The 25,321-nt window shown below is 60.5% G+C and carries 25 protein-coding genes and 1 pseudogene; 14 read left to right on the top strand and 12 right to left on the bottom strand.

The window, feature by feature from the left end:
- Positions 1–6 precede the first annotated feature (6 nt).
- Positions 7–609, bottom strand: a complete 603-nt coding sequence (locus RAN89_RS17240) for a HupE/UreJ family protein (protein ID WP_313867448.1) — start codon at positions 607–609, stop codon at positions 7–9.
- A gap of 135 nt (positions 610–744) precedes the next feature.
- Positions 745–1,047 carry an urease subunit gamma gene (gene ureA, locus RAN89_RS17235; protein WP_087494817.1) on the bottom strand — a complete coding sequence of 101 codons (303 nt, stop codon included), beginning with the start codon at positions 1,045–1,047 and terminating at the stop codon, positions 745–747.
- Positions 1,048–1,257: 210 nt separating this feature from the next.
- Between ureA and RAN89_RS17230 the strand changes: the two genes are divergently transcribed.
- The 8 genes and pseudogenes from RAN89_RS17230 (at position 1,258) to RAN89_RS17195 (ending at position 9,707) form a co-directional block, all read left to right on the top strand.
- A complete protein-coding gene (locus tag RAN89_RS17230; protein WP_313869429.1) occupies positions 1,258–4,857 on the top strand; it encodes a hybrid sensor histidine kinase/response regulator in 3,600 nt (1,199 codons plus the stop codon).
- Positions 4,844–5,836, top strand: coding sequence for a response regulator (locus RAN89_RS17225; protein ID WP_313867447.1), 993 nt, complete (start codon positions 4,844–4,846; stop codon positions 5,834–5,836). The genes RAN89_RS17230 and RAN89_RS17225 overlap by 14 nt, the downstream gene beginning before the upstream one ends.
- A 46-nt stretch (positions 5,837–5,882) precedes the next feature.
- Positions 5,883–6,146, top strand: coding sequence for a VF530 family protein (locus RAN89_RS17220; RefSeq protein WP_313867446.1), 264 nt, complete (start codon positions 5,883–5,885; stop codon positions 6,144–6,146).
- Positions 6,147–6,275: 129 nt separating this feature from the next.
- Positions 6,276–6,853 (top strand): annotated as a pseudogene (locus tag RAN89_RS17215) (cytochrome b).
- 87 nt (positions 6,854–6,940) lie between these two features.
- On the top strand, positions 6,941–7,462 hold the full coding sequence (locus RAN89_RS17210; protein ID WP_428984509.1) for a YceI family protein: 522 nt from the start codon (positions 6,941–6,943) through the stop codon (positions 7,460–7,462).
- 46 nt (positions 7,463–7,508) lie between these two features.
- Positions 7,509–8,081, top strand: a complete 573-nt coding sequence (locus RAN89_RS17205; RefSeq protein ID WP_313867444.1) for a YceI family protein — start codon at positions 7,509–7,511, stop codon at positions 8,079–8,081.
- A gap of 148 nt (positions 8,082–8,229) precedes the next feature.
- A complete protein-coding gene (locus tag RAN89_RS17200; protein WP_313867443.1) occupies positions 8,230–8,871 on the top strand; it encodes an ABC transporter ATP-binding protein in 642 nt (213 codons plus the stop codon).
- A 38-nt stretch (positions 8,872–8,909) separates the two neighbouring features.
- Complete coding sequence (locus tag RAN89_RS17195; RefSeq protein WP_313867442.1) at positions 8,910–9,707, top strand: DODA-type extradiol aromatic ring-opening family dioxygenase; 798 nt, start codon at positions 8,910–8,912, stop codon at positions 9,705–9,707.
- On the opposite strand, the gene RAN89_RS17190 is transcribed toward RAN89_RS17195, so the two are convergent.
- The 4 genes from RAN89_RS17190 to RAN89_RS17175 all read right to left on the bottom strand — a co-directional run bounded on the left by RAN89_RS17190 (position 9,704) and on the right by RAN89_RS17175 (position 13,183).
- A complete protein-coding gene (locus RAN89_RS17190; RefSeq protein ID WP_313867441.1) occupies positions 9,704–10,081 on the bottom strand; it encodes a hypothetical protein in 378 nt (125 codons plus the stop codon). The genes RAN89_RS17195 and RAN89_RS17190 overlap by 4 nt on opposite strands.
- A gap of 187 nt (positions 10,082–10,268) precedes the next feature.
- Positions 10,269–10,925, bottom strand: coding sequence for a FecR family protein (locus RAN89_RS17185; protein WP_313867440.1), 657 nt, complete (start codon positions 10,923–10,925; stop codon positions 10,269–10,271).
- A gap of 60 nt (positions 10,926–10,985) precedes the next feature.
- Positions 10,986–12,311, bottom strand: coding sequence for a DUF5666 domain-containing protein (locus RAN89_RS17180; RefSeq protein WP_313867439.1), 1,326 nt, complete (start codon positions 12,309–12,311; stop codon positions 10,986–10,988).
- On the bottom strand, positions 12,308–13,183 hold the full coding sequence (locus tag RAN89_RS17175) for a DUF6502 family protein (protein WP_313867438.1): 876 nt from the start codon (positions 13,181–13,183) through the stop codon (positions 12,308–12,310). Before RAN89_RS17175 ends, RAN89_RS17180 begins: the two co-directional genes overlap by 4 nt.
- 138 nt (positions 13,184–13,321) lie before the next feature.
- On the opposite strand from RAN89_RS17175, the gene RAN89_RS17170 reads away from it, so the two are divergent.
- The 6 genes from RAN89_RS17170 to urtE all read left to right on the top strand — a co-directional run bounded on the left by RAN89_RS17170 (position 13,322) and on the right by urtE (position 19,554).
- A complete protein-coding gene (locus RAN89_RS17170; protein WP_313867437.1) occupies positions 13,322–13,729 on the top strand; it encodes a hypothetical protein in 408 nt (135 codons plus the stop codon).
- A 203-nt stretch (positions 13,730–13,932) separates the two neighbouring features.
- A complete protein-coding gene (gene urtA / locus RAN89_RS17165; protein WP_313867436.1) occupies positions 13,933–15,195 on the top strand; it encodes an urea ABC transporter substrate-binding protein in 1,263 nt (420 codons plus the stop codon).
- A gap of 122 nt (positions 15,196–15,317) precedes the next feature.
- On the top strand, positions 15,318–16,871 hold the full coding sequence (gene urtB, locus RAN89_RS17160) for an urea ABC transporter permease subunit UrtB (protein WP_428984466.1): 1,554 nt from the start codon (positions 15,318–15,320) through the stop codon (positions 16,869–16,871).
- The gene (gene urtC, locus RAN89_RS17155; protein ID WP_313867434.1) at positions 16,868–17,971 is read left to right on the top strand and encodes an urea ABC transporter permease subunit UrtC; all 1,104 of its coding nucleotides are present in this window, start codon (positions 16,868–16,870) and stop codon (positions 17,969–17,971) included. The genes urtB and urtC overlap by 4 nt, the downstream gene beginning before the upstream one ends.
- A complete protein-coding gene (gene urtD / locus RAN89_RS17150; protein ID WP_313867433.1) occupies positions 17,968–18,849 on the top strand; it encodes an urea ABC transporter ATP-binding protein UrtD in 882 nt (293 codons plus the stop codon). Before urtC ends, urtD begins: the two co-directional genes overlap by 4 nt.
- Before the next feature lie 12 nt (positions 18,850–18,861).
- Positions 18,862–19,554, top strand: a complete 693-nt coding sequence (gene urtE / locus RAN89_RS17145; RefSeq protein ID WP_313867432.1) for an urea ABC transporter ATP-binding subunit UrtE — start codon at positions 18,862–18,864, stop codon at positions 19,552–19,554.
- On the opposite strand, the gene RAN89_RS17140 is transcribed toward urtE, so the two are convergent.
- Genes RAN89_RS17140 through RAN89_RS17115 form a run of 6 tightly spaced genes read right to left on the bottom strand, consistent with a single transcriptional unit; the run spans position 19,551 to position 25,299 of the window.
- Entirely contained in the window at positions 19,551–21,263 is a 1,713-nt protein-coding gene (locus tag RAN89_RS17140; protein ID WP_313867431.1) for a response regulator, read from the bottom strand. The genes urtE and RAN89_RS17140 overlap by 4 nt on opposite strands.
- A gap of 42 nt (positions 21,264–21,305) precedes the next feature.
- The gene (locus RAN89_RS17135; protein WP_313867430.1) at positions 21,306–22,136 is read right to left on the bottom strand and encodes an urease accessory protein UreD; all 831 of its coding nucleotides are present in this window, start codon (positions 22,134–22,136) and stop codon (positions 21,306–21,308) included.
- A gap of 30 nt (positions 22,137–22,166) precedes the next feature.
- Complete coding sequence (locus RAN89_RS17130; RefSeq protein ID WP_313867429.1) at positions 22,167–22,640, bottom strand: nucleoside deaminase; 474 nt, start codon at positions 22,638–22,640, stop codon at positions 22,167–22,169.
- On the bottom strand, positions 22,640–23,407 hold the full coding sequence (locus RAN89_RS17125; RefSeq protein WP_313867428.1) for an ABC transporter permease: 768 nt from the start codon (positions 23,405–23,407) through the stop codon (positions 22,640–22,642). The genes RAN89_RS17130 and RAN89_RS17125 overlap by 1 nt, the downstream gene beginning before the upstream one ends.
- Positions 23,408–23,416: 9 nt before the next feature.
- Positions 23,417–24,268, bottom strand: a complete 852-nt coding sequence (locus RAN89_RS17120; RefSeq protein ID WP_313867427.1) for an ABC transporter ATP-binding protein — start codon at positions 24,266–24,268, stop codon at positions 23,417–23,419.
- Positions 24,269–24,270: 2 nt separating this feature from the next.
- Complete coding sequence (locus RAN89_RS17115) at positions 24,271–25,299, bottom strand: ABC transporter substrate-binding protein (protein WP_313867426.1); 1,029 nt, start codon at positions 25,297–25,299, stop codon at positions 24,271–24,273.
- Positions 25,300–25,321: the final 22 nt, after the last annotated feature.

Raw genomic sequence — 25,321 nt, 5'->3', positions numbered from 1 at the left:
CGTCCTTCACGCCAATTGCATCAACAGGGCGAGGCCCGAGGTAGCCACGGCAGCGCCGGTGGCGCGGGTTGCCCACACATTGGCAGCACGCAAGGACCAGCCCAGTGCCACGCCTGAAAGATGCAGCGCGATGGTGGTCACAAACATGCCGGCCACTGGCGCAACTGCGTCACCCGTAGCTGCTAACTCCGCCCCGTGGGCCAGTCCGTGGAACACAGCAAAGCCACCCACCAACACCATGGAGGCTGCGGCATTCATGCCTTGGCGTGTGAGTACCAAGAGGCCCAGCGCCAGCACGGACGCAGCCACCATGGGCTCCACCACGGCGCCGCCCATGCCTCGGAGGCCCAGCAGGGCGCCCAGCACGAGCATGTTGGCGAAGGCGAGCGGCCCCCACAACAAGGCAGGCCCGGCACGGCGGGCAGACACTGCGCTCCAGACACCGACGGCCAGCATGGCCAGCAAGTGGTCCAGTCCACCCAGCGGGTGCAGCAGGCCGGTCATGAAGCTGCCATGGCTATGCAGATCAGTGCCCATATGGGCGCTGGCGCCCGTGGATAGTGCGCCAGCAGCTATGAAAAGAAGAGCGGATTTCGATGGGTAACGCATGGAATCTCCAAAAGTGAGCGAGAAGAGGGGAGGTCGTCTTAACCAGGAACACCGCGGAACCGGCTTTGCCGGGCCGCTGGTGTTGCCCCTGCAAGGGGGAAAGCGGCCACACGAAGTGGGCAAGCCGGGGGGTGTTCATACGATCGGCTGGTGGACAGTGACGAGCTTGGTGCCGTCGGGGAAGGTAGCTTCGATCTGGATGTCCGGAATCATCTCGGCGATGCCGTCCATCACGTCATCGCGGGTCAGCACGGTGCGGCCTTCGCTCATGAGCTGGGCCACAGTTTTGCCGTCACGCGCGCCTTCCATCACGGCGCAGCTGATCAGGGCCACGGCCTCAGGGTAATTGAGTTTGAGGCCACGGGCTTTGCGGCGCTCTGCCAGCAATCCGGCAGTGAACAGCATGAGCTTGTCTTTTTCACGAGGGGTAAGTTCCATATCGTTTCACTCAATATCTAGTTAAATGGCTCGTGCGGCCGCAAATGACGGCCGAACACTGGGCGTGAGTTCCATGGTCGGTCCGATGTGTCTGCAGATGGTGCATACTAAGCAATCCCCGTGCCCTGTGGGGGGGGCGTACGCCAAAGGCCGCAGTCTTGCCTGCGGCAATGGCATGGAAACTGCACCCTGCAGCGCGTGTCCATTGAAATGCTGCCCCCTCCACCCCCGGAAGCCCCCGCCCAGCGGGTGGTGAAGATCCGCCGCGACTACAACAACTGGGTCGCCAGCGAGACCATGGAGGATTACGCCCTGCGCTTCACGCCACAGCGCTTTCGCAAGTGGTCGGAATGGCGGGTGGCCAACACCGCTTTCGGGGCGGCTTCTTTTCTGATCCTGGAAGCCGTGGGCGCCACCTTGCTCGTGCAGTACGGTTTTGTGAACGCCTTCTGGGCCATTCTGATGACGGGGCTGGTGATTTTTCTGGCAGGCTTGCCCATCAGTGTGTACGCCGCCCGCTATGGGGTGGATATGGACTTGCTCACGCGCGGCGCGGGCTTCGGCTACATCGGCTCCACCCTGACCTCGCTGATTTATGCCTCGTTCACCTTCATCTTCTTCGCGCTGGAGGCGGCCGTCATGGCCTATGCGCTGGAGCTGGCCCTGGACATACCGCCTACCTGGGGTTACCTGATTTGCGCGGTGGTGGTGATTCCCTTGGTCACCCACGGCGTGTCCACCATCAGCCGCCTGCAGATTTGGACGCAGCCGCTGTGGCTGATCATGCTGGCGGTGCCATTCGGATTTGTTTTGGTGCGTGATCCGCAAGCCTTTACCGGCATTACGCACTACGCTGGGGAGCAAGGCACTGCAGGCGTCTTTAACTTGCACCTCTTTGGTGCTGCACTCACGGTGGGTATTGCCCTGATTACCCAGATGGGGGAGCAAGCCGACTACTTGCGCTTCATGCCCCAGCGCACCGCCACCAACCGCTTTAGCTGGTGGGCCGGTGTTTTGGTCGGGGGGCCGGGTTGGGTACTTCTGGGTGTGGTCAAGATGCTGGGCGGTGCGTATTTGGCCTACCTCGCCATCCAGCACAGCGTGCCCACGGAGCGCGCGGTGGATCCGAACCAGATGTACCTGGCTGCGTATGAATATGTGTTCCCTTCGCTGGGCTGGGCGGTGGCAGCGACGGCGGTGTTCGTGGTGGTTTCGCAGCTCAAGATCAACGTGACCAACGCCTACGCCGGCTCATTGGCCTGGAGCAACTTCTTCTCGCGCCTCACGCACAGCCACCCCGGGCGGGTGGTGTGGGTGCTGTTCAACAGCGTGATCGCCTTCATGCTGATGGAGATGAATGTGTTTCAGGCGCTGGGGGAGGTGTTGGGCCTGTATTCGAACATCGCCATCGCCTGGATCATGGCCGTGGTGGCCGATCTGGTCATCAACAAGCCTTTGGGCTTGTCGCCCAAGGGCATTGAGTTCAAACGGGCGCATCTGTACGACATCAATCCCGTGGGGGTGGGGGCCATGGCCATGGCGTCATTGCTGTCCATCCTGGCTTACCTCGGCCTCTTTGGGGAACTGGCCAAGGCTTTCTCTGCGGTGGTGGCCCTGGTCACGGCCATGGTGACCTCGCCCTTGATTGCGTGGTGGACCAAAGGCAAGTACTACCTCGCGCGCGCCGGTGACGGGAGATTGGGCGGCAATGCGTTTTGCGCAGGTCAAGGAGGAGCCTGCGCAGCAGGCGGGGGACACGGAGCAAAACGCAGTGCCACCCAAACTCCAACGTCCGCAGGGGCACCCCAAGTGCAGCGTTGCGTCATCTGCGAGCGCGAATACGAGGGGCCTGACATGGCCCATTGCCCGGCCTACCAGGGCGCCATCTGCTCGCTGTGCTGCACGCTGGATGCGCGCTGTGGCGACATGTGCAAACCGCATGCGAACTTGGCCACCCAATGGTCCGCCGCTTTGCGTTGGCTGTTGCCCAAAAGGGTGTGGCCGTTTCTGGACACGGGGCTGGGGCACTTTCTGCTGCTGATGCTGGTCATCCTGCCCCTGCTGGCCACGGTGTTCGCCATGTTTTACCAGCAGGAGTTGGGGGCCTTGGCGGCATTGACCGACCAGCGCCTGGCGGTAGAGGCCGCGTTGCGCTCAGGCTTCAGCAAAACCTTTGCTGCGCTGATGCTGATGTCCGGCATCGTGGCCTGGTGGCTGGTGCTGGCGCACAAAAGCCGGCAGGTGGCACAAGAAGAATCCAACCGCCAGAGTCACTTGCTGCTGCAGGAAATTGAATCGCACCGCCTGACCGATATTGCATTGCAGGACGCCAAGCGCGTGGCCGAGCAAGCCCGCCAAGCCGCCGAGGCGGCCAACCAGGCCAAGAGCCGCTACATCAGTGCCATCAGCCACGAACTGCGCACACCGCTCAACAGCATCCTGGGTTACGCGCAGCTCATGGGCGAGGATGCGGCTATACCGCCCCACCGCAAGCAGGCGGTGAGTGTTATCAAGCGGGGCGGCGAACACTTGCTGTCCCTGATTGAGGGCACGCTGGACATGGCCCACATCGAAAGCGGCAAGCTCACCCTCAATGTGAAGCCCATGCAGTTCGCCAACGGCATGGCCGAGCTGGCCGGCATGTTCGAATTGCAGGCGGCAGCCAAGGGGCTGCAGTTTCAGTTTGAGGTGCAGGGCAATGTGCCGGAGTGGGTGAGGGCGGACGAAAAGCGCCTGCGGCAGATCTGTATCAACTTGCTGGGCAATGCCATCAAGTTCACGGCCACGGGCAGTGTGCGCTTGGTGCTGCGCTATGCGCGGGAGATGGCGCATATCGAAATTCATGACACCGGCCCCGGCATGCCTGCCCAAGAGTTGGAGCGTATCTTCGAGCCCTTCACCCGCGGATCGACGGCGGCATCGGGTGCAAGCGTGGCGTCGGGCGGGTCGGGCTTGGGCTTGACGATTGCCAAGATGCTCACCGACCTCATGGGCGGCGAGTTGTCAGCAACCAGTGTGCTCGGCCAAGGTTCGGTGTTCAAGGTACGCTTGTTCCTGCCGGACTTGCACATGCCGCCGCCAAGCGCACAGCGCGCGGCCCCCCACAGCAAGCCGCGCGTGGCCTATGCCGGTGCGCGCCGCAAAGTGCTGGTGGTGGATAACGAGGAGGCGGACCGCGAGCTGCTGGTGAGCCTGCTGGAGCCCTTGGGCTTTGAAGTGCGCACTGCTGCCAGTGGCCACGATTGCCTGGACCTGCTGGCCGCCGGACTGCAGCCGGATGTGGTGCTGCTGGATCTCGCCATGCCCGGCATTGATGGCTGGGAAACGCTGCGCCGCATCCGAGCCAACCCGGCACTGGGTGGCAGCGAGCCGCAGGTGGCCATCGTGTCTGCCAATGCGTTTGACCGGGGGCTGGACAACGGGCTGGGCTTGCCACCGGAAGACTTCATCGTCAAACCCGTGCGCCACAGCGAGTTGCTGGACTGGCTGGAGCGCCGGCTGGAGTTGGTGTGGGTGGACAAGCCAACGGTAGAGGTTTCCACGCAGTCCGCCCCGAGTGTGGCCCAAGATATGCAGCCTGTGGCAGTGGGAGCGTTGCCCGCTAGTGACTGCCGCGCCTTGCTGGAAGTGGCGCGCCTGGGTTACTACCGGGGCGTTTTGAACCAGCTGCAAAGCCTGCAGGTGCGGCACCCCGAGTGCGCGGCCTTCATTGCGCAGCAGGAGGCGCTGGCCCGCCAGTACCAGTTTGAGACCATGGCCGAACAATTGCAGAAAGTGCTCGATGCAAGCCCCGCAGATGAACTCCGTTGACCCGAGTGATGCCGCGCGTCTGGATGGCACGCTGGATCGCGCCAACAGCGATGTGGTGCTCATCGTGGACGATGTGCCCGACAACCTGTCTGTGCTGCACGATGCGCTGGACGAGTCCGGCTACACGGTGTTGATCGCCACCTCCGGCGAAGCCGCCCTGATGCGCGCCATGCAGGCTTTGCCCGATGTGATTTTGCTGGACGCCATGATGCCCGGCATGGACGGTTTTGAAGTCGCCCGTCGCCTCAAGGCCGCGCCGCAAACCACGCACATTCCCATCATCTTCATGACGGGCCTGACCGAGACCGAATATCTGGTGGCGGCACTGGAGAGCGGTGGGGTGGACTATGTGACCAAGCCCATCAAGCCCAAGGAAGTGCTGGCCCGCATGGGAGTGCACCTGGCCGGCGCGCGCGAGCGGCGTCAGACCCGCAATGCGCTGGATGCTTTCGGCTACGCCACCATCACCGTGCGTGCTGCCGATGGCTGCCTGATGTGGCAAACGCCCTTGGCGCGCGACCTGCTGGAGCGCTACTGCGGCACCCAGGCGCCCAACACGCCGCCCGAAGTTCTAGGCTGGTTGCAGGCCTGCCTGCAAACGATGGCGCGCGGGGACGAGCCTGCCAAACTGAGCCTGGAACGCGGCCCCAAGCGTCTGACCTTCCGGCTGCACCAACAGATCGGCGACAGCGATGCCGGTGGGGATTGGCTGATCGTGATGCGCGAGGTGTCAGACACCGCTGTCATTGAAGCCATGAGCCTGTCCTTCAAGCTCACCGCTCGCGAGGCGGAGGTGCTCTACTGGGTGGTCAAGGGCAAGACCAACAAAGACATCGGCGACATTCTGGGTAGCAGCCCCATGACCGTGAAAAAACACCTGGAACGCGTGTTTGTGAAGCTGGGCGTGGAGACGCGCACGGCCGCCGCTGGCATGGCGATGTCGCGCATCCGGCAATTGCATCCGCAGTTTGAGGGGTGAGGGCATCTCGCCCTTTGCGTCTCCGGCGGCCTGCGACAATTGCGGCATGAGTACCGACACGCCCCCGCCCGCACCGGCCAAGCAGGCCAACAACCCGCTGCATGGCAAAACGCTGGAGGCCATCGTGACGGAACTGGCCGATTACTACGGTTGGGACGGCTTGGGCGAGCGCATTCCGGTGCGCTGCTTTACCTTTGAGCCCAGTGTGGGCTCCAGTCTCAAGTTTTTGCGCAAAACCCCTTGGGCCCGCGATAAGGTGGAAGGGCTGTATTTGTTCATGTTGCGCGAAATGCGCCGTTCAGGGCGCTGAGCCGCGCCGTTTGTCGCAACCGGCAAGGTTCGGCATGTGGATCCGGGAACTTGACTGTTCACATTTTTTGAATCAAGTCATCAATTAGATTCAAAAATCAGCAATTCATGCCCCCCTAGACTTCAGGGCATGGCATCTACCCACACCTCCTCCTTCGACGCTGGCACCAAGCGCTACAGCCTGACGGCCATCGTGCTGCATTGGGTGCTGGGGCTGGCCCTGATCGGGATTTTTGCTGTCGGCGTTTACATGACCGACCTGCCTTTTTCCCCACCCGTCTGAAGCTGTACAACTGGCACAAGTGGGCCGGTATCACCATCCTGGCGCTTTCCGCGTTGCGCTTGTTGTGGCGCTTGACCCACCGTCCGCCTGAACTGCCCGGCAAAATTTCTGCGGCCATGCCTGCGTGGCAACACTGGGCCCACCATGGCACCCATCACGCGCTGTATGCCCTGTTTTTCCTGGTGCCGCTGATCGGCTGGGCGTATAGCTCTGCGGCGGGCTTCCCCATCGTGGTGTTTGGCGTGTTGCCATTGCCTGATTTCGTGCCTGCAGACAAGGCGCTTGCCGAAATGATCAAGCCTTTTCATGAACTTAGTGCGTTTGCCTTGATCGGACTGGCCGGTCTGCACATTGCCGCTGCACTCAAGCACCAGTGGATAGACCGCGATGGCTTGATCAACCGCATGTTGCTCGGCCGCGATTGAACCCCCTTTTGACCCGATTTTTTGATTGGATTTGACATGTTGGTTTCCCGCGTATTTCTGTCTACTGCCATTGCAGCATCTGCATTCATGGGGGTGTCCGCTTTTGCCCAGCAAAAGCTGGTGCCCGCCCAGAGCGAAATCGTGTTCGTGAGCAAGCAGATGGGTGTGCCGGTGGAAGGCCGCTTCAAGAAGTTTGATGCGCAGATTGCTTTTGATCCTGCCAAGCCAGACACCAGCAAGATTGCATTCACCGTCGACATCGCCAGCGCCACTTTAGGTGTTCCTGAGACGGACGCCGAGCTGCCCCGACCCAACTGGTTCAATACTGCCAAGTTTCCACAGGCGACCTTCCAGTCCACCGCCGTCAAAGGCCTGGGTGGTGGCAAGTTCGAAGTGAGCGGCAAGCTCGCCATCAAGGGCAACAGCCGTGATGTGGTGGTGCCTGTGGCCTTGGCCCAGAGCGGTGCCACTACCACCGTGACCGGTACGTTCCCGATCAAACGCCTCGCCTTCAAGATCGGCGAGAACGAGTGGGCTGACACCTCCATGGTCGCTGACGACGTGCAGGTCAAGTTCAAGCTCGCGCTGACCGGCGTGGGCAAGATTTAAGTTTTTTCCAGTTCTCTTTTAACCAACCCGTAAATCAGGAGTTTTCATGCGTACTTCCCTCATCGCTGCCGCTTTGGCACTGTCCGCTTTCGCCGGTGCTGCCAGCGCCCAGTCCGCGACTTACAACCTGGACCCTTCGCATACTTTCCCCCGTTTTTCGTACAACCACTTCGGTTTGTCCACCCAGCAAAGCCGTTTCAACAACACCACCGGCACCGTGACTTTTGACAAGGCTGCCAAGACAGGCGCTGTGGATGTCGTGATTGACATGAAGGCTGTGGACACCGGCTTCGCCGCATTCAACGGCCACATCCAGGGCGAAGACTTCCTCGACACCGCCAAGTTCCCTACCGCCACTTTCAAGTCCACCAAAGTGGTGTTTGACGGTGACAAGCCTGCTTCTGTGGACGGCAACCTGACCATCAAGGGCGTGACCAAGCCTGTGACCCTGAAGATCGTGAACTTCGTGTCCACTACCCATCCCATGAACAAGAAGGATGTGATCGGTGCGGAAGCCACCACCACCATCAAGCGCTCAGAGTTCAACGCCGGCAAATTTGCACCGTACGTGGGCGACGACGTGACCATCACCATCGCACTCGAAGCTATCAAGCAGTAATTGCGACAGCGGCGCGGCTTTTGCCGCCCACCGGAAGGCCGGCCGGAAGGCTGGCCTTTTTTTATGCAAAATCAGGCTTTGGCGCACGATTGCTGTGCGCGAGCAGCTATTGTTTTTATAGCGTTCTTTATCCGGAGTTTGCCTTTTCATGTCGGCTGAATCTGTTTCCAACACCCCGGTACTCCATGCGCGCGGCTTGCGCTGCAGCGTGGGACCGCACACCTTGTGGGGCCCTTTGGACGTGCAGTTGCAGTCGGGTGTGACGCTGGTGACTGGTGGGGAAGGGCGCGGCAAGAGCAGCCTGTTGCGCATGTTGGCCGGCGATTTGGCGGTAGCAGGCAGCAGCTTGCAACTGGCCGGTACCGGCCTGCAAAGTCAGCCCGCGCAGTACCGGCAAAAAGCCTTCTGGATGGATCCGCGCACCAGCGCCTGGGACCAGACGCCTGCAGCGCAGTTTTTCCAGCAAAGCCGTCGTCAGTGGCCGCAGTGGAATGTGGAACTGTGTGCAGAGCTTGTCTCGGCGCTAGGCCTTGAAGAACATCTGCCCAAGCCCATGTACATGTTGTCCACCGGCTCCAAGCGCAAAGTCTGGATCACGGCCGCGTGTGCCAGTGGAGCTGAGTTGACATGTCTGGATGAGCCTTTTGCTGCCCTGGACCGCGGGTCCATACGCACCATCACCGAGCTGCTGCAGGATGCGGCGGCGCACAGCCCGCGCGCCTGGGTGTTGGCAGACTACGAAGCGCCTGCCGGTGTGCCGCTGGCCGCCACCATTGACTTGGGCCACTGAGCCCCGTTGCATTGCGCACCAATGACTAGGAGAACCCTATGACAACCCGATTGCCTACCTACTTTGTGTCCCACGGTGGCGGCCCCTGGCCCTGGATGCCCGACATGCGCGACATGCTGGCCAGCCTGGACACCGCACTGGCCGATATGCCACGCCAGATCGGCCGCACGCCCAAAGCTGTTTTGATGATTACCGCCCATTGGGAAGAGCGGGCCTTCACGCTGGGCTCCAACCCCGCGCCCGGCATGGTTTACGACTATGGTGGCTTTCCCGCACACACGTACTCGGTGGTGTATCCCGCGCCGGGCGCCCCGGAGCTGGCGCTGCGGGTGCAGGGATTGCTGCAGGAAGCCGGCTTGCCGGTGGCGCTAGACCCTCAGCGCGGCTACGACCACGGCACTTTTGTGCCCTTGGCCGTGATGTACCCGGACGCGAAGGTGCCTGTGTTGCAAATGTCCCTGCGCGCAGGGCTGGACCCGGCAGAGCACATTGCCCTGGGTCGCGCTTTGGCGCCGTTGCGGGATGAAGACGTGTTGATCGTGGGCAGCGGCCTGAGTTATCACAACCTGCGCAATTTCGGTTCCGGCGGGCGGGCTCCTTCCAAAGCCTTTGACGTCTGGTTGCAGGAAGCGATGGCTGCATCGCCTTCCGTGCGCGCAGAGGCATTGGTGAACTGGGAATCAGCGCCTGCGGCCCGAATCTGCCACCCTCGCGAAGAGCACTTGCTGCCCCTCATGGTAGCCGTGGGAGCTGCCTATGACGATGCAGCAGAGTGTGTGTATCACGACGAGACCGTTTTTGGTGGCGTGACCGCCTCCAGCTTCCGTTTCGGCTAGATAACCGCCCCAGCCTGAGCCTGTTGATCCATCAATTTCAAGGCAAGCGCACATACGTGTGCTGTGCGTTGGAGTTGGTGGTTTTTGTCGGTCAGGGCTTGGTGTTCCTGGATCAGAGTTTTGACCGGTGGCGCGCCCTCGGCTGCCGCGGTCCCTTTTTCAAGTTGGCTTTCGATCAGCCGGATCTTGAGGTCGTTGTTGAAGGTGATGTGTTTGGCATCCGACATCCGGTCCTTGATGCGCTTGCGGCAAGCAGCCATCCAGTCCGTGTCCTGCGCCACCAGTTCGCTGAGCTGGTTCAGGATCAAGGAGGTCGCCGCCTTGCGCATGGCAGGCGATGCCGGGTCTGGAAGTGTGTCCGTGATGGGTGTCATGGCTGGGCCCCGCCAAGGTGTGTTGGCTAGCGATGGTGAGAAAACTCAACGTTAGACCCGAGCCGTCAAGTGCTCAAGGGCAACTGTTCGACGGTGAACATTCGGCACCCGGGCGGTGCGCGCTTTTGTGACTTTATTGACAGCTTGAGGGACTTTGCGTGCAGGGTTCTGACTACACGCTGAAGGCTCAGTAACCGTTGGAGTCCCGGTTGGCGCGCTGCATGAACGGTGGCTGGCGGCCTACGGCTTCTTCCAGCATGATGAGTTCCAAGTCCCGGTGATTGATGACCGGTGCAGGTTCCATCAGGTGCCTACCAGCTTCGCGACCTATGTACAGTGGCGCGTCGTGGTAGTGCGTGGTCAGGGTGCGTGCTTGGGTGGCGTCGGCCAGGGGCTGGATGTCGGCAGTGCCGTAGCACAGGCAAAAGTAGAGCTTGGCCTCCATCGTTTCCATATAGCAAGCAGTGCCGCGGATGCCTATGGTGGCTGCCGGGGTCTCGAGCCGCTTGGGGCCGGGCCCGAACACCGCCAGCACTTTGCCCGTAATCAAGCGCAAGACGCCGACCGCACCATCCTGCACAAACTGGATCACGCTGTTGTCGCGCATGAGGTAGGCGTTGTTGGCCATCACATACAGCACTTCGCTGTTGGCTCCAGTGGCAATGGTGTCGCCCGGCAGCACGGCTTGGTCCACCCTGGCGGGGCTGCCATTCAATCGCACATCGCCTTTGATACGGCGTATTCCACTTTGTAACGGTTTCTGGCCCATGGCCAGTGCATCGGCCAAACCGGCAATGCTTGCAAGCCCTACGGATGTTGATATAAATTGGCGTCTGGTGCTCATGGAATATGCGCAGGTCGCTATGAAAAATATAGCGTCTATGCGCTAAGACCTCTACCTTAACTATTTTCCTTTGCTGCGTCCACCCGAGCTGCCAGACCCTCCGGAACCACCAGAGCTACCAGAGCTTTCCGTTTTGATGCTACCTCCCGAAGTAGTTTCTGTCTTTCCGCTACCGCTCTCGGTGCTCCCGCTCTTGCTGTCGTCTCCGCTTTCGTTTTTGCCCGAACTGCCTGATTTGGAATCGTCCTGCCCGCTTGTATCTTCCGATTTGCCGCTGCGGCTGCCGCCCTCGCCTTTGCCACTGGAGCGGACCCGCTTTTCGGAACTTTGGCGCACATCCACCCGTTCCACGGTGATGCGGTCATCACTTCCACGTACCCCTGTAACGCGCACTCGCTGCTCGCGGTCTTCCCGCAGTTCGGCACGTTGCCGTGCGCTCACCTGTGCACCCAAGGCCATGCGTCCCTGGCCGATGTCCAAACCGTCCGTCGAGGCGGCTTTGATATAGCCCTCCACCACGACCCGCTCTACCGGTCCCATGGTGGTGCGCGTGGGTTGCAGCTGCATGCCTGTGGCGACCAACTGCTTTCCATCCCAGATGCCTTGAACCTGGACTTCCTGGCCGTTGAGGGCGGCGCGCCATGCACGCAAGCCCTCAAGAAAACCAAGTCGCCCGGTTTGGACCGTGGTTTCACCGATCCGTAGAGTGCCTTCTGCCCCATGATCCGCTGGGCCGGTGAGTTGGGCCTGGGCTTGCGGTGGGATAGGTTGCAGACGGGTGGTGTCAATGCTGCCATCACTCATGCGCAGGCCGCTGACCCGGACCCACTGGCCGGGTTTCAGGGCAGACAGGGTGCCCGGCTCGCCGCTCCAGCGCAGGGTTTGGCCCAGAACCCGGACTTCATTGCGCGCGGTGTCCACCCGTTCTACCGGTCCGACTGCAAGGTGTTGCAAGGCAATTGTCTCGGCTTGCAGTTCATCGCCCTGGCCTTTCGCCTTCACCACCACCACCTGTCCGATTGCCAATACGCCTGTATTGACGGTTTGCCCGTTGTCATTGACCGGCGTACTCTCGTCGTAGTGCACCTCTATGCCATTGACGCAGATGCTGGCAAAACCGGTAATCACCCCCACGATGCCTGTGCCGCCTATGCCTCCGTTGTCGATGCCGGTGCCGCCAATGGCGGGCTTGAGTGCTACATCGCCGGTGCCCCCGATGCCAGGGCGCAGGGCGGTGTCACCGGTGCCACCAATGCCCGGCGCTGCTGCTTGCGGGTTGACCGGCGAGTCGCTGTGGCCACACACGTTGGCGCCCTGTGCGTGCAGCGCTCCCATGAGAGCTACTGCTGCAGCAAGGCGGCGCAAATGATGGAGCTGGCGGTTCATGGGGCAGACCCTGTCTTACCGGCAGGTGCAGTGGGTGCTTCGGGCATGGGTTCGGTATAAAAGTAAATGCCGAAGGTCATGCGGTGTTTGGGGACCTCTGTGTCTGCATCGGCTTGTTCCAAAGCAAGGGCGTTTTTGTTCACGGCCAGCAGGGCCTTCATGCCGGCCTCGCGCGATTGCTTGGCGAGGAGTGCCATGGAGGCTTCGCTCAGTGCGTCATATTGCACGCTGCGTTCCAGCAGCGCGGGCTGCACGCCTAGCAGGTTACGCGCGGCCGCAGCGGCATGGTCGTGCAGGTTGTGGCCGAAGTAGAAAGCTTTTTCGTCGAAGCCCTCACTGGGCACAAAGGCTTCGGCATTCAAGCACACGCGGTTTTCGGCGTCCAGGCGGACGACCCCCAGCCGCAGCCACTCATCCAGCACCACACGCGAGCGGATATCGCTGTTCACACCGGCAACCAGGCTTTCAAAAGACAACTCACCCCCCTCACTGGCAAAGCGCGCCAAGGGCAGGGGGCTACCGTCTTCGTGCAAATAGCGGGCGGTGCCCAGCCACACAGCGACCAGCTGGGCACCGAGGGAGACCACATCGGGAACCGCTTCGCTTGTTTGTGCCAACTCGTTGCGCAGACGGGAGACGTCTTTGCGATGCACCCCCGTCATCAGGCTGATGCGGCTGTCGGTGGGAGCCTTGTTGTCTAAGCGGAATTCGGTAGCAGCTACATCGACAAACAGGTTCTTCAGCAACTCGGCGAGGTAGGGGTACGTGATGCCTTGCGCGAGCATGACCCGCACCAAGGGGCGCAATACGCGGCGTAGTGCGCGCACCAACGCGGGAGGCGGTCCGGCGAGGGAAGGGTTGGAACTGTCCATGGGCTCAAATGTAACTTGCTTGTGGGAAAAATTTACACAAATTATTTGACGCGGGAAAATTTCACACATATAGTTTGGTCGTGCGTGGGAAAAAATCACACACATCGTGGAAATTTAACTAACTTAAGGAATCACACCATGACCTTCATCCGCTCGGCTCTCGTAGCTACCAGTGCCAGTCTGTTGCTTGCTTTCAGCGCCACATCTGCGCTGGCCGACAAAGGTGGCTCGCCAGGTAAATCTTCGTCTTCGGGCTCTTCGTCTTCGGGCTCCTCGTCTTCTTCTTCGTCCTCCAGTGCATCTTCCAGTTCCGGCAGCACCAGTACGACCAGCAGCAACCGAAGCGATGATTCCGGCGGTCAGCGTCGTGGACGCGGCGCCGACGATGCTGCCGGCCACGTGCGCCAGGGTCGCGGTGCGGACGACGCCCCCGGCCAAGTTCGTCACGGTCGCGGTACAGACGACCTACCACCCGTGACTCCGCCAGCGACAAGCACAGGCACCACGACCGGCACTACCACGACAACGACCACCACCACGCTCTGATCCGCGTTCACCCGCCATCTAGGCCGGCCGCTTTGCGGGCCGGCTTTTTTATTGCAGTGGGGACTTTGCAGAGGTGTACGCCACTAGGCGTATTTCCGGTTCGGGCGGCCAAACCTACAGTCACTCCATCGCATCACAAAACCTGTTCCGAGATTGTTTTGCGAGAAGCGAGATGGATTTGTTTAACCCCCGGAGAAGCCCACATGCAACGTCGTTTTACTTTGAAGGCACTCACCGCTGCCGTCGCTCTCACCACCTTGTCGGCCGTGCCCGCAATGGCTGCTGACACCATCAAGGTCGGTATCCTGCACAGCCTGTCCGGCACCATGGCCATTTCCGAAACCGTGTTGAAAGACACCGTGTTGATGGCCATCGACGAAATCAACGCCAAGGGTGGCGTGCTCGGCAAGAAATTGGAACCCGTGGTCGTGGACCCCGCTTCCAACTGGCCCCTGTTTGCTGAAAAGACCAAGCAGTTGCTGACCCAGGACAAAGTCTCCGTCATCTTCGGTTGCTGGACTTCCGTGTCCCGCAAGTCCGTACTGCCCGTCGTGGAAGAGCTGAACGGCCTGCTGTTCTACCCCGTGCAATACGAAGGTGAAGAGCTGTCCAAAAACGTGTTCTACACCGGTGCTGCGCCTAACCAGCAGGCCATCCCCGCAGTCGACTACCTGATGAGCAAAGAAGGTGGTGCCGCCAAGCGTTGGGTTCTGCTGGGCACTGACTATGTGTACCCTCGCACGACCAACAAGATCCTGCGCGCATACTTGAAGAGCAAGGGCGTGAAAGAGTCTGACATCGACGAGAAATACACCCCCTTCGGCCACAGCGATTACCAAACCATCGTGGCTGACATCAAGAAGTTCTCTGCCGGCGGCAAGACCGCCGTGGTGTCCACCATCAACGGTGACTCCAACGTGCCTTTCTACAAGGAACTGGGCAACGCAGGCCTGAAGGCCAAAGATGTGCCTGTGGTGGCTTTCTCGGTGGGTGAAGAAGAACTGCGTGGCGTGGACACCAAACCCTTGGTGGGCCACCTGGCTGCATGGAACTACTTCCAGTCCATCAAGAATCCTGCCAACACCGAGTTCATCAAAAAGTGGTCTGACTACGCCAAGGCCAAGGGCATTGCCGGTCACAAGGACAAGCCTTTGACCAACGACCCGATGGAAGCGACCTATATCGGTATCAACATGTGGAAGCAAGCGGTCGAGAAAGCCAAGTCCACTGACGTGGACAAGGTGATCGCTGCGATGGCCGGCCAGACCTTCAAGGCACCGAGCGGCATTGTGTCCAAGATGGACGAAAAGAACCACCATTTGCACAAGAGCGTGTTTATCGGCGAAATCAAGGCCGACGGACAGTTCAACGTGGTCTGGAAGACACCGGGCCCTGTGAAGGCCAAGCCATGGTCTCCTTACATCGAAGGCAACGACAAGAAGCCTGACGAGCCCGCAAAGAAGTAAGGCGAAGGCAGGGAGAGGCTAGCGTCTAGCCAGAGCCGCCACAGTCTTGAAAAAGGCGTGGCGGCTTGTTGTTTTTACCCCGGAGAGATTGGCGTATGCCAAAAAGACTATTTCAATGGCTGATGTTTGCTATGCTTTTGATAGCTGCTCGCGCATATGCGCTGAGCGCTGAAGAGGCAAAAGCCATGGCATCCGGCGAGAGCGATGCCCGCGTGGCGGCATTGCAAAAAGCGGTGGAGAACGCCGATGAACGCACGGTGCGTTTCATCCAGGCCCTCTCAGACGATGCCGTCAAGCTCGTGGGCGAAGTGCCTGTGATGGTTTTGGACGGCAAGGGTGTGGACCCGGTCACCCAAGCGGAAGTCGCTGTGCCCGATACCGCCGAAGACGTCATGAACAACAACCGCATGCGCGGAGAGCTGGATACCGCGCTGGCTGCGGTCAAGCTGCTGTCGCCCGACGTCGCGGTGCGGCGCGATGCAATCAAGACCCTGGGGGGGCAGGTGGACGCAGGCAAGCTTGCGCTTCTCGAAAAGGCGCTCGCTATCGAAACTGTCCCTGACTTGAAAGAGAAATTGCAGTTGTTGCGTGCGGCAGCGATGTTGGGCAGTGAAGACCCGGTAAAGCGTCTCGAGGCCGCTGCGCAACTGGGCGAAAGCACGCAGGCCGCCACCAAAACGTTGCTGGTCGAGCGCCTGCAAGTCGAGACCGATGCCAATGTGAAAACCGCATTGCAAAAGAGCTTGGGCACTGTCGAGTCCCGCCTCGCATGGGGAGACCGCTTGGGTGCCATCTTTAGTGGTGTAAGCCTCGGTTCCATCCTGCTGTTGGTGGCACTGGGTTTGGCCATCACCTATGGTTTGATGGGCGTGATCAACATGGCCCACGGCGAGCTCATGATGATAGGCGCCTACGCCACTTACGTGGTTCAGGTGCTGTTTCAGAAGTACCTGCCCGGCGCTTTCGACTGGTATTTGCTGGCCGCAGTGCCGGTGGCGTTCATGACCTCGGCGCTGGTGGGTGCTGCCTTGGAACGCAGCGTCATCCGTTTCCTGTACGGGCGTCCGCTGGAGACTCTGCTGGCGACCTGGGGTATCAGCCTGATGCTGATGCAGTTGGTGCGCACCCTGTTCGGGGCGCAAAACGTCGGCGTGGAAAACCCGAGTTGGATGAGTGGAGGTGTACAGCTGCTGGGCAACCTCTCGCTGCCCTACAACCGATTGATCATCGTCGCCTTTGCAGTGGCTGTGCTGGCGGGCGTGTGGTTCCTGATTGAGAAAACACGCTTGGGGCTTTTTGTGCGCGGCGTCACACAAAACCGCCCGATTGCGAGCTGCATGGGTGTGAACACGGCCCGCATCGACACCTACGCCTTTGCACTGGGTTCCGGCATTGCCGGTTTGGCCGGCTGCGCTTTGAGCCAGGTGGGCAACGTGGGGCCTGACCTGGGCCAAGGCTACATCGTGGACTCCTTCATGGTGGTGGTACTGGGCGGTGTGGGCCAGCTGGCCGGAACCGTGTATGCGGCCATGGGCCTGGGCATTCTCAACAAGTTCCTCGAGGGCTGGACCGGTGCGGTGCTGGCCAAGATCGCGGTGCTGGTTTTCATCATCGTCTTTATCCAGAAGCGTCCGCAAGGCATCTTTGCCATGAAGGGCCGGAGCGCAGAAGCATGAGCAACATCTCTTTACCCACTCCACAACCGCTGCTCACGCGCGCGGGTTGGGCCGCATGGTTGTCAGCATTGATCGTGCTGTGCGCTCTGGTGCCTGTGCTCAACCTGATGGTCCCGGAAGGCAGCGTATTGCATTTGAGCGATTTCGCGGTGGCTCTCACCGCCAAGATCATGTGCTATTCCATCTGCGCACTCGCCATGGGCCTGATCTGGGGCTACACCGGCATCCTGAGTCTGGGGCACGGCCTGTTCTTTGCGCTGGGCGGCTATGCCATGGGCATGTACCTGATGCGCCAGATCGGGCTGGATGGCAACTACAAAAGCAATTTGCCGGACTTCATGGTGTTTCTGGACTGGAAAGAGCTGCCTTGGCATTGGGCGCTGTCCGGCAGCTTTGGTGCCACGCTGTTTTTGGTAGTGGCCGTGCCGGGGGTTGTGGCCTTTGTGTTCGGCTACTTTGCCTTCCGCTCGCGCATCAAGGGCGTGTACTTTTCCATCATCACCCAGGCGATGACGTTTGCGGCCATGTTGCTCTTCTTCCGCAATGAAACCGGCTTTGGTGGCAACAACGGCTTCACTGACTTCAAGCGAATTCTGGACATACCAATCGCCACCACCAGCATGCGCATGACCTTGTTCGTCATGACCTCGGTGACTTTGCTGCTGTTCTTCCTGCTGGCCCGCTGGCTGGTGGGCAGCAAGTTCGGCCGGGTGTTGCAGGCCGTGCGGGATGCGGAAAGCCGCGTCATGTTCAGCGGCTATTCCACCCTGGGCTACAAGCTCACCATCTGGACCATCTCGGCCATGATGTGCGGTGTGGCGGGCGCGTTGTATGTGCCGCAGGTCGGCATCATCAACCCCAGTGAAATGAGCCCGGCCAACTCGATTGAGATTGCCATCTGGGCCGCCGTGGGCGGACGCGCGACGCTGATCGGCCCCATCATCGGTGCCTTCCTCGTCAACGGCGCCAAGAGCTGGCTCACCGTGACGTACCCTGAGTTCTGGTTGTACTTCCTCGGTGCGCTCTTCATTGGTGTCACCCTGTTCCTGCCCGACGGCGTGGTGGGATTGATCAAGAAACTGAAGGGAGGGAAAGCATGACTCCCGATCTGTTGGAACAAGGCGCACGTCGCGTCGAAGCGCGCTTGGCCGCATTGGCCGCGCAAACCACCCAAACCGAGTCTGGCGGTCGCACGGCCGGTTTTGGCCGACTGGCCAACCAGGGCGAAGTGGATGTGACCCATGGGCGCATTCTTTACCTGGAAGATGTGAACGTGAGTTTCGATGGCTTCAAGGCCATCAACAACCTGTCGCTGGATATCGCACCCGGCGAGCTGCGCTGCATCATCGGGCCCAACGGCGCCGGCAAGACCACGATGATGGACATCATCACCGGCAAGACCCGGCCGGACAGTGGCACCGTGTACTTCGGCAGCACCATCGATCTGCTGCGCTACAAAGAGTCTGAGATCGCGCAGTTGGGCATTGGGCGCAAATTCCAAAAGCCGACGGTGTTTGAGCAACTCTCGGTGTTTGAGAACCTGGAACTGGCCTTGAAGACGGACAAGGGCGTCAAAGCTTCCATGTTCTTCAAGCTGGACTCCGCGCAGCGGGATCGTCTGGCGGACATCCTGCACACCATTCACTTGGCGGACAGCGTGGGGCGTCTCGCCGGCAACCTGAGTCACGGCCAAAAGCAATGGCTGGAGATCGGCATGTTGCTCATGCAGGACCCCAAGCTCCTGCTGCTGGATGAGCCGGTCGCCGGGATGACGGATGAGGAAACCGAGCGCACAGCCGAATTGTTTTTGAGCCTCAAAGGCAAACACTCCCTGATGGTGGTGGAGCACGACATGAGCTTTATCCGCACCATCAGTGACATCGTCACCGTGTTGTGTGACGGCTCGGTATTGGCCCAGGGCACGCTGGATCAGGTGCAGGCCGATGAGCGTGTGATTGAAGTCTATTTAGGCCGTTGAGGTTGATTCGCCATGCTTGAAGTAAAAAACATCAACCAGTACTACGGTGGCTCCCACATCCTGCGGGACGTGAGTCTGGAGGCCGAGGTCGGCAAGGTCAAGGTCATCCTGGGGCGTAACGGCGTAGGCAAGACCACATTGCTGAAATCCCTGATGGGCCTGGTGCCCATCAAGTCCGGCACGATTTCCATGGGGGGCAAAGAAATCCACAAGCTCACGCCTTACGAGCGTGCCCGTTTGGGTATCGGCTTTGTGCCCCAGGGACGCGAGATTTTCGGGCGCCTCACTGTGGAAGAAAACCTCCGCATGGGCTTGGCATACAAATCCGCCGGCACCCCGATTCCGGCGGAGCTATTTGAGTTGTTTCCTGTGCTCCAACAAATGTTGCACCGCCGGGGCGGCGACTTGTCTGGCGGGCAACAGCAGCAGCTGGCGATTGCGCGTGCGTTGGCGGCGGGCCCCAAGGTACTGATCCTCGATGAGCCTACCGAAGGCATCCAGCCCAGCATCATCAAGGACATTGGTCGTGTGATCCGCATGCTGGCAGACCGTGGCGATATGGCCATTCTGCTGGTGGAGCAGTACTACGACTTTGCCCAGGAGTTGGCAGATGACTACATCGTGATGGAACGTGGCGCCGTGCTCGCACGTGGCATGGGACAGAACATGGAAGTCGACGGCGTACGTGGCCTGGTGGCCATTTAGACGCCGGGTAGCAGTTCTTCCGTTGGTGGTGATGAAGCGGGGGGCGGTTCCGGCAGTTTGCCGAATTCCGGAGCAACCCGCTTGCCGGTGCGCAAGGCCAGCCCACCGGCCTGGCGCTTTTGCTCGCCCAGGGACGCGCGGTTGACCAAAGGCCCGCAACGCGCCTTGAGCTGCTGCACCATGTCCTGCAAATCGGAAGCTCCTTTGACTTTGGCGCTGTGCTTTTGCAGCAACTGGTAGGCGTTGTCGATCAGTCGCGAGTTGAGTGTGTCCCGGCCATGCAGGATCAGGTTTTTGACGGCATTGGTCGGGTCGCCTGCAAGGCTCAGTGCCATGGCCGTTTCTGCAAATTCCAGCACTTGAGACTGGGCTAGTCTCAGCCGGTCCGCATACGGAGGGTGGGACACGGCGCTGGCAGCAAGCAGCTCCGTCAATGAGCGGTTGCTGCAAAAGCGTCGGCCGATGACATCAATGGTTTCCTCCAGCTCATTGAGTTGGATGGCTTTGGCTGACAGGTGGGCCATCAGCGCCACGAGGTTGCTGGCGGACTCAAAATCAAACTCCGGCTCACGCACAGATTTCGCCATCAAGCGCACCGCATCGACGGAGCGGGCGAATTGGTGCTGCTGTATCAGATTGAGTGCTTCCACGATGGCAGCCAGGCGCCTTAGGCGTGCGTTGCCCTCGTCTTTGTCGATGAGCCGCAGAAAATCGTCATAGCAGCGCTGCAGGCCCTTGCGGTCTGCGGTACCCAGTCGGGTAAAGGCCAGCAGCACCAGTGTTTGTGCGTCAAACATCTTGGAGTCGAGCCCCAAGCGCGTGGTCTTGTCGAGCAGCTTTTCGGCCTCCTCGTGATCGCCGGAATAGTAGGTCATCATGGCCAGGTTCTGTACCCGGCTGATGGAGGCCGGCGTGAGCGTGGCGGCCATTTTGTAGGTTTCCAGGGCCTTGTCAAAACGGCCCAACTCAAACTGGGCCCGGCCCATGACGTCATAGGCATCGGCGTAATTCGCATCTTCGCCTATCAATTTTTCGAGGGTGCTGGTGGCTTGGTTGATCTGGCCGGCCTCCAGCTGCGATCGTGCGACACCCAGCTTGGCCCAAGGCAGTGTTTTGGCATCGACGACTGCCTTGTACAAAGTTTGGGCCTCAATGCAGCGACCCAGACGCAGCAACAGCTCTGCGCCCACCCGTGCCGCATACAACCAGAACTGGCCTCTGGCCTCAAAGCGTTCCAGGCACAGACGCGCGGCTTCTTCGAAATTCTCTTCCTCAATGGCAGTGAAGATGCCCTGCAGAGACACTTTTCGCACCCGTGCGGCTACCAGTCTGTCGGCCAATTGGGTCGCTTTGTGGGGTTTGAGCATGTAGCCGTCCAGGGCCGATTCGGCGGCTTCCGCCACCTTGGCGTAGGTGGCTTCACCGGTGATCATGATGAACACGGTGGAGAAGGGCAGCAGCTGGTTGCGGCGCAAGTCGTCCAGCAGATCCTGCCCGGACATGGCATCAGTGGGAAAGTGTTGCTCGCACAGCACGAAGTCGAAGGTGCGGAACTCCAGTTGACGACGGGCATCCACTGCGCGGGCCGCTTGGGCAACGCTCGCAACGCCGAAGTCGCGCAGCTGCGACACCAGAATCGAGCGCGAAGTCGGATTGCCGTCTACCACCAGGGCAGAGCAGGTCGAGAAATCCGAATCGAGAGCGGCCATTGGCACCATTATGGTGGCGCCCATGGCCATTGAACAGGGGAATTACATGGCCCAGATGCGCGGGTCCTGCCCTGCCAGTTGCCATGCATGGGTACGCCACTGCTTGCGCACAAGGCGCAGCAATTGCATGGCAGGCTCCACAGTGGGTGCAAGCACCCGGAGTACCAGAATGCGGGTGTTGGGGCTGGTGGCCCCTGCAGTCGCTGCAAGAGCATGGTCTTTCAAGGTTGCGCGCGCCATGTCCAGCAGGGCTTCCTTGTCGGCGCGGATCCAGGGCGTTCCGCTGGCAAAAAACAGGGTCGCCAGGCAGCGATTCCCGTCCAGCCCGGTAGGGCCATTCATCAGCCGTTGGTCATTTGCGCGCAAGGTCCCGCGCTCCAACCAGACGCCGGGTATCTCCAGGTGTTGTTCCAGACTGCCTTTCAGAAAAGGCAGTTGCGCGTGGGGCAGGCCCAGCGCTGTCACATCCCAGCCCAGGCACTGCGATCCGGGGGCGAGTTGCAGACGCAGGCGGTTGACCGCATGGCAGGCGTCATAGCAAATCGCCTCCAGCGGCAGCCATTCCAGGCGAGCACCTTCTTGGAGGGTGAGAGTGGTTTCCTGGGTGGCTACCGGACCTTCGGAGCGGTAAAATCGGGTGGCGCCCGGCGTAGTGACCAGGCCGTGTGCGCCGCTGCCCACCGTGATGTCCAAGTTCAGTGTGTCACCACCGACCAGTCCACCAGGCGGGTGTACCAGTACGTTGTGGCAAATGTCGTCGCCTTCAGGGTAAAGGCTTTGCAGGATACGCAGCGGGCCGCTGTGCTCGTAGCGGGCCACGCAACGCTCTGCTTCGAGGCGGTAATCCAGTTGTAAACGTGCGTGCCAAACCATGGCTCAATTGTTGTGTGCGTTGCTGGCGCTTCAGCGCTGCCAGAAGTGTTGATGCAAGGCGGCGATGGCTTCTTCGACTGCCGGCACCGGCCCGATGACGGTGACCTGCTTCTGGCCTGCCGCCAGCACCGTGCGGCTGGGCAGGTCCATCGTCGGGTTTTCTTCGTGGTTGCCGGTCAGCTCCAGGAGGCGGCGTTCCGTCATGCCGAACACCAAGGTACCGATATTGGCCCAGTACTGCGTGCCCGCGCACATGGCGCAAGGTTCCACGGTGGTGACCAGTGTGCAGCCCCACAGGTAATCCGGGGTGAAGTTGGTGGCTGCCGTGCGCGCCAAGGTGGATTCGGCGTGGTTGACCGTATCCACATTGCCTTGCTCCGCCAAGACGGTTTCCCCATTCGGCGCCACCAGAATGGCGCCGAACGGGTGTTTTCCTAATGTCAGCGCGCGCTGCGCCACCGCGTTGGCACGCAGCAGGTGGCGGGCTATCTGTTCAGGCGTCATCAGTGGTTCTGCGAGCCGCGATGCGCCCAGGCGGTAGTGTGCTTTTCAATCGCGCTGAACAGCTCGTACATCACCATGGCCATGGCGCCCACCACCACCAAGCCGGCAAATGCCAAGCCCATTTGCATGGCCGAGCCTGCACTGATCAGCAGGTAGCCGATGCCTTCGTTGGCGGCTGTCATCTCGGACACCGTGGTACCCACAAACGCCAGGGTGATGGCGACTTTGAGCGAGCCGTAGAAGTAAGGCATGGAACGGGGCAGGCCCACCTTCACCAACACATCCCAGCGCTTGGCGCCCAGCACCCGCAGCACATCTTCCAGCTCCGGCTCCAGGGTGGCCAGGCCGGTGGCAATGTTCACCATGATGGGGAAGAAGCTGATCAAAAAGGCTGTCAGGATGGCCGGGCCCACGCCGATGCCGAACCAGACCACGAGGATGGGCACAAACGCAGCTTTGGGCAGTGCATTGAATGCCGTCATCAGCGGGTACACCGCCGCATAGGCCAGTCGCGAACTGCCGATCACAAAGCCCAGCAACACCCCCACCACAATGGCAATGCCGAAGCCCGCCATGGTCACCCAGAAGGTGCGCCAAGCGTGGCCGGCAATGATGCCCTTGAACTCCCAGAACTGTGTCCAGATACGTGCCGGGCTGGGGAAGACGAACTCTGACACTTCAAATACGCTGCACAGCAATTGCCACAGCAGAATGAAGACCACCAGCAGCACCCACGGTGCCCAGGTCTCGATTTGTTTTTTGCTCATGGGCAGCCTTTATTGGGTAATCGCGCCAGAGGCTGCCGGGGCGTTCGAGCGCATGGCGCCGATGTGCCCGCGCAACTCGTGCACGATGTCGGTGAACTCTTTGGTGTAGGTGATCTCCAGGTCGCGCGGGCGCGGCAGGTCGATCTCGCGCTTCACCACAAAGCGGCCTGGGCTCTTGCTCATGACATAGACCGTGTCGGCCAGGAACACCGATTCACGCAAGTCGTGCGTCACCAGAATCACGTTGAACTGTTGTTCGGTCCACAAGTCGCGCAAGATGCACCACAGCTCCTCGCGGGTGAACGCATCCAGCGCGCCGAAGGGCTCGTCGAGCAGCAGCATCTTGGGTTCATGGATCAGTGCGCGGCATATGCTGGCCCGCTGCTGCATGCCCCCCGAGAGCTGCCACGGGAACTTGTCTTCATAGCCGCCCAAGCCCACTTTTTGCAGCAGCTTGCGCGCACGCTCTTCGTATTCTTTGCGCTTGGCTTTGAAGTTGCTGCGGTAGGGCTCCACGATTTCCAACGGCAAGAGCACGTTGTCCACGGTGGTGCGCCAAGGCAACAGGGACGGCGCCTGAAATGCCATGCCGGAAATCTTCAACGGGCCGGTTACCGGCTCGTTGTCAATCAGGATCTTGCCCTTGGAGGGCATCTTCAGACCGGTGGTCAGCTTCATGAAGGTGGACTTGCCACAGCCGGACGGGCCGACGATGGCAATGAATTCCCCCTTGCGCACCTGCAGGTCGATAGCTTCGACCGCAAAGTGGTTCTGCTTCAGCAGCTCATCGTTGTAAGCAAGCCAGACATCCTGGAAATCGACAAACCAGGGAGATGCTGACTCATGGATGGGCGCACTCATGCTTACTTCTTGGGCAGTACGCTCAGCTCGGCCTTGGAGGGCAGGAAGCTGCCGTTCCACACCACATCGGGGTTCACACGGGTTTTGGTGTTGAAGGCGTCCGACACTTGCGATGCCATCAGCGACAGGCGTGGGCCGTTGACCTGGCCGAAGCCTTCCGCACGGGCGTTAGCACTGTTGATGGCGGAGTCGATCGCCATCTTCAGGCGGCGAGTTTCCAGCTCGGCGTTGATGATGCCGTCGCGGGCCTTCACATCCCCTACAGCAGCTGCGGGGTTGCCGATCACGTCTTTCATGCCCTTGGCAAACGCAACCAAGAAAGCTTTGATTGCAGCCGGGTTCTCTTTGATCATCTTGGGCGAAGCAATGATTGCGTTGCCATAGAGCTTCACACCGAAATCAGGGTAGGGCAGGACTACGATGTCCTCGGCCTTGACGCCACGCGCCTCCAAGTTGAGCACTGAGGTGAAAGTGAAGCCGGTGATGGCGTCGATGTCGCCACGGGCCAGCATGGTTTCACGCAGGGGAGGGTCCATAGCGGTCCACTGCACACCACTGATGTTGTTGGCTTTGGCAAAGATGGGGAAGGCGCGGCGGCCGGCGTCAAACACGGGTGCGCCCAGCTTCTTGCCGTTCAGGTCGGCCGGAGTCTTGATGCCGGACTTCTTGAGCGCCATCACCGAGGCGGGCGTGTCGTTGTAGACCATCATCACCGCCACGGGCTTGTTGGGCGCGTCGGGGTTGTTGGCGTGGAACTCCATCAGCGCTGCCAGGTCAGCAAAACCCATGTCGTAAGCGCCGGAGGCCACACGGGTGACCGTGCCGCCGGAGCCGTTGCCCGCGTCGATGGTCACGTCTAGCTTGGCATCCTTGAAGTAGCCCTTGGCAGCAGGTGTCAGAAACAGGGCCGCAGGTCCTTCAAAACGCCAGTCCAGTTGGAACTTGATCGGTGTACTTTGGGCCATAGCCGAACCGGCGGCCAAGGTAGCGGCGGTCAATGCGATCGCGTGGAGAAACTGTCGTTTTTTCATGGGAGCTCCTGGAAAGTGTTGG

This window comes from Rhodoferax mekongensis (genome assembly GCF_032191775.1).
Classification (GTDB): Bacteria; Pseudomonadota; Gammaproteobacteria; order Burkholderiales; family Burkholderiaceae_C; genus Allorhodoferax; species Allorhodoferax mekongensis.
The sequence above is the reverse complement of the archived record's forward strand: the minus strand, read 5'-3'. Positions and strand labels throughout refer to the sequence as shown.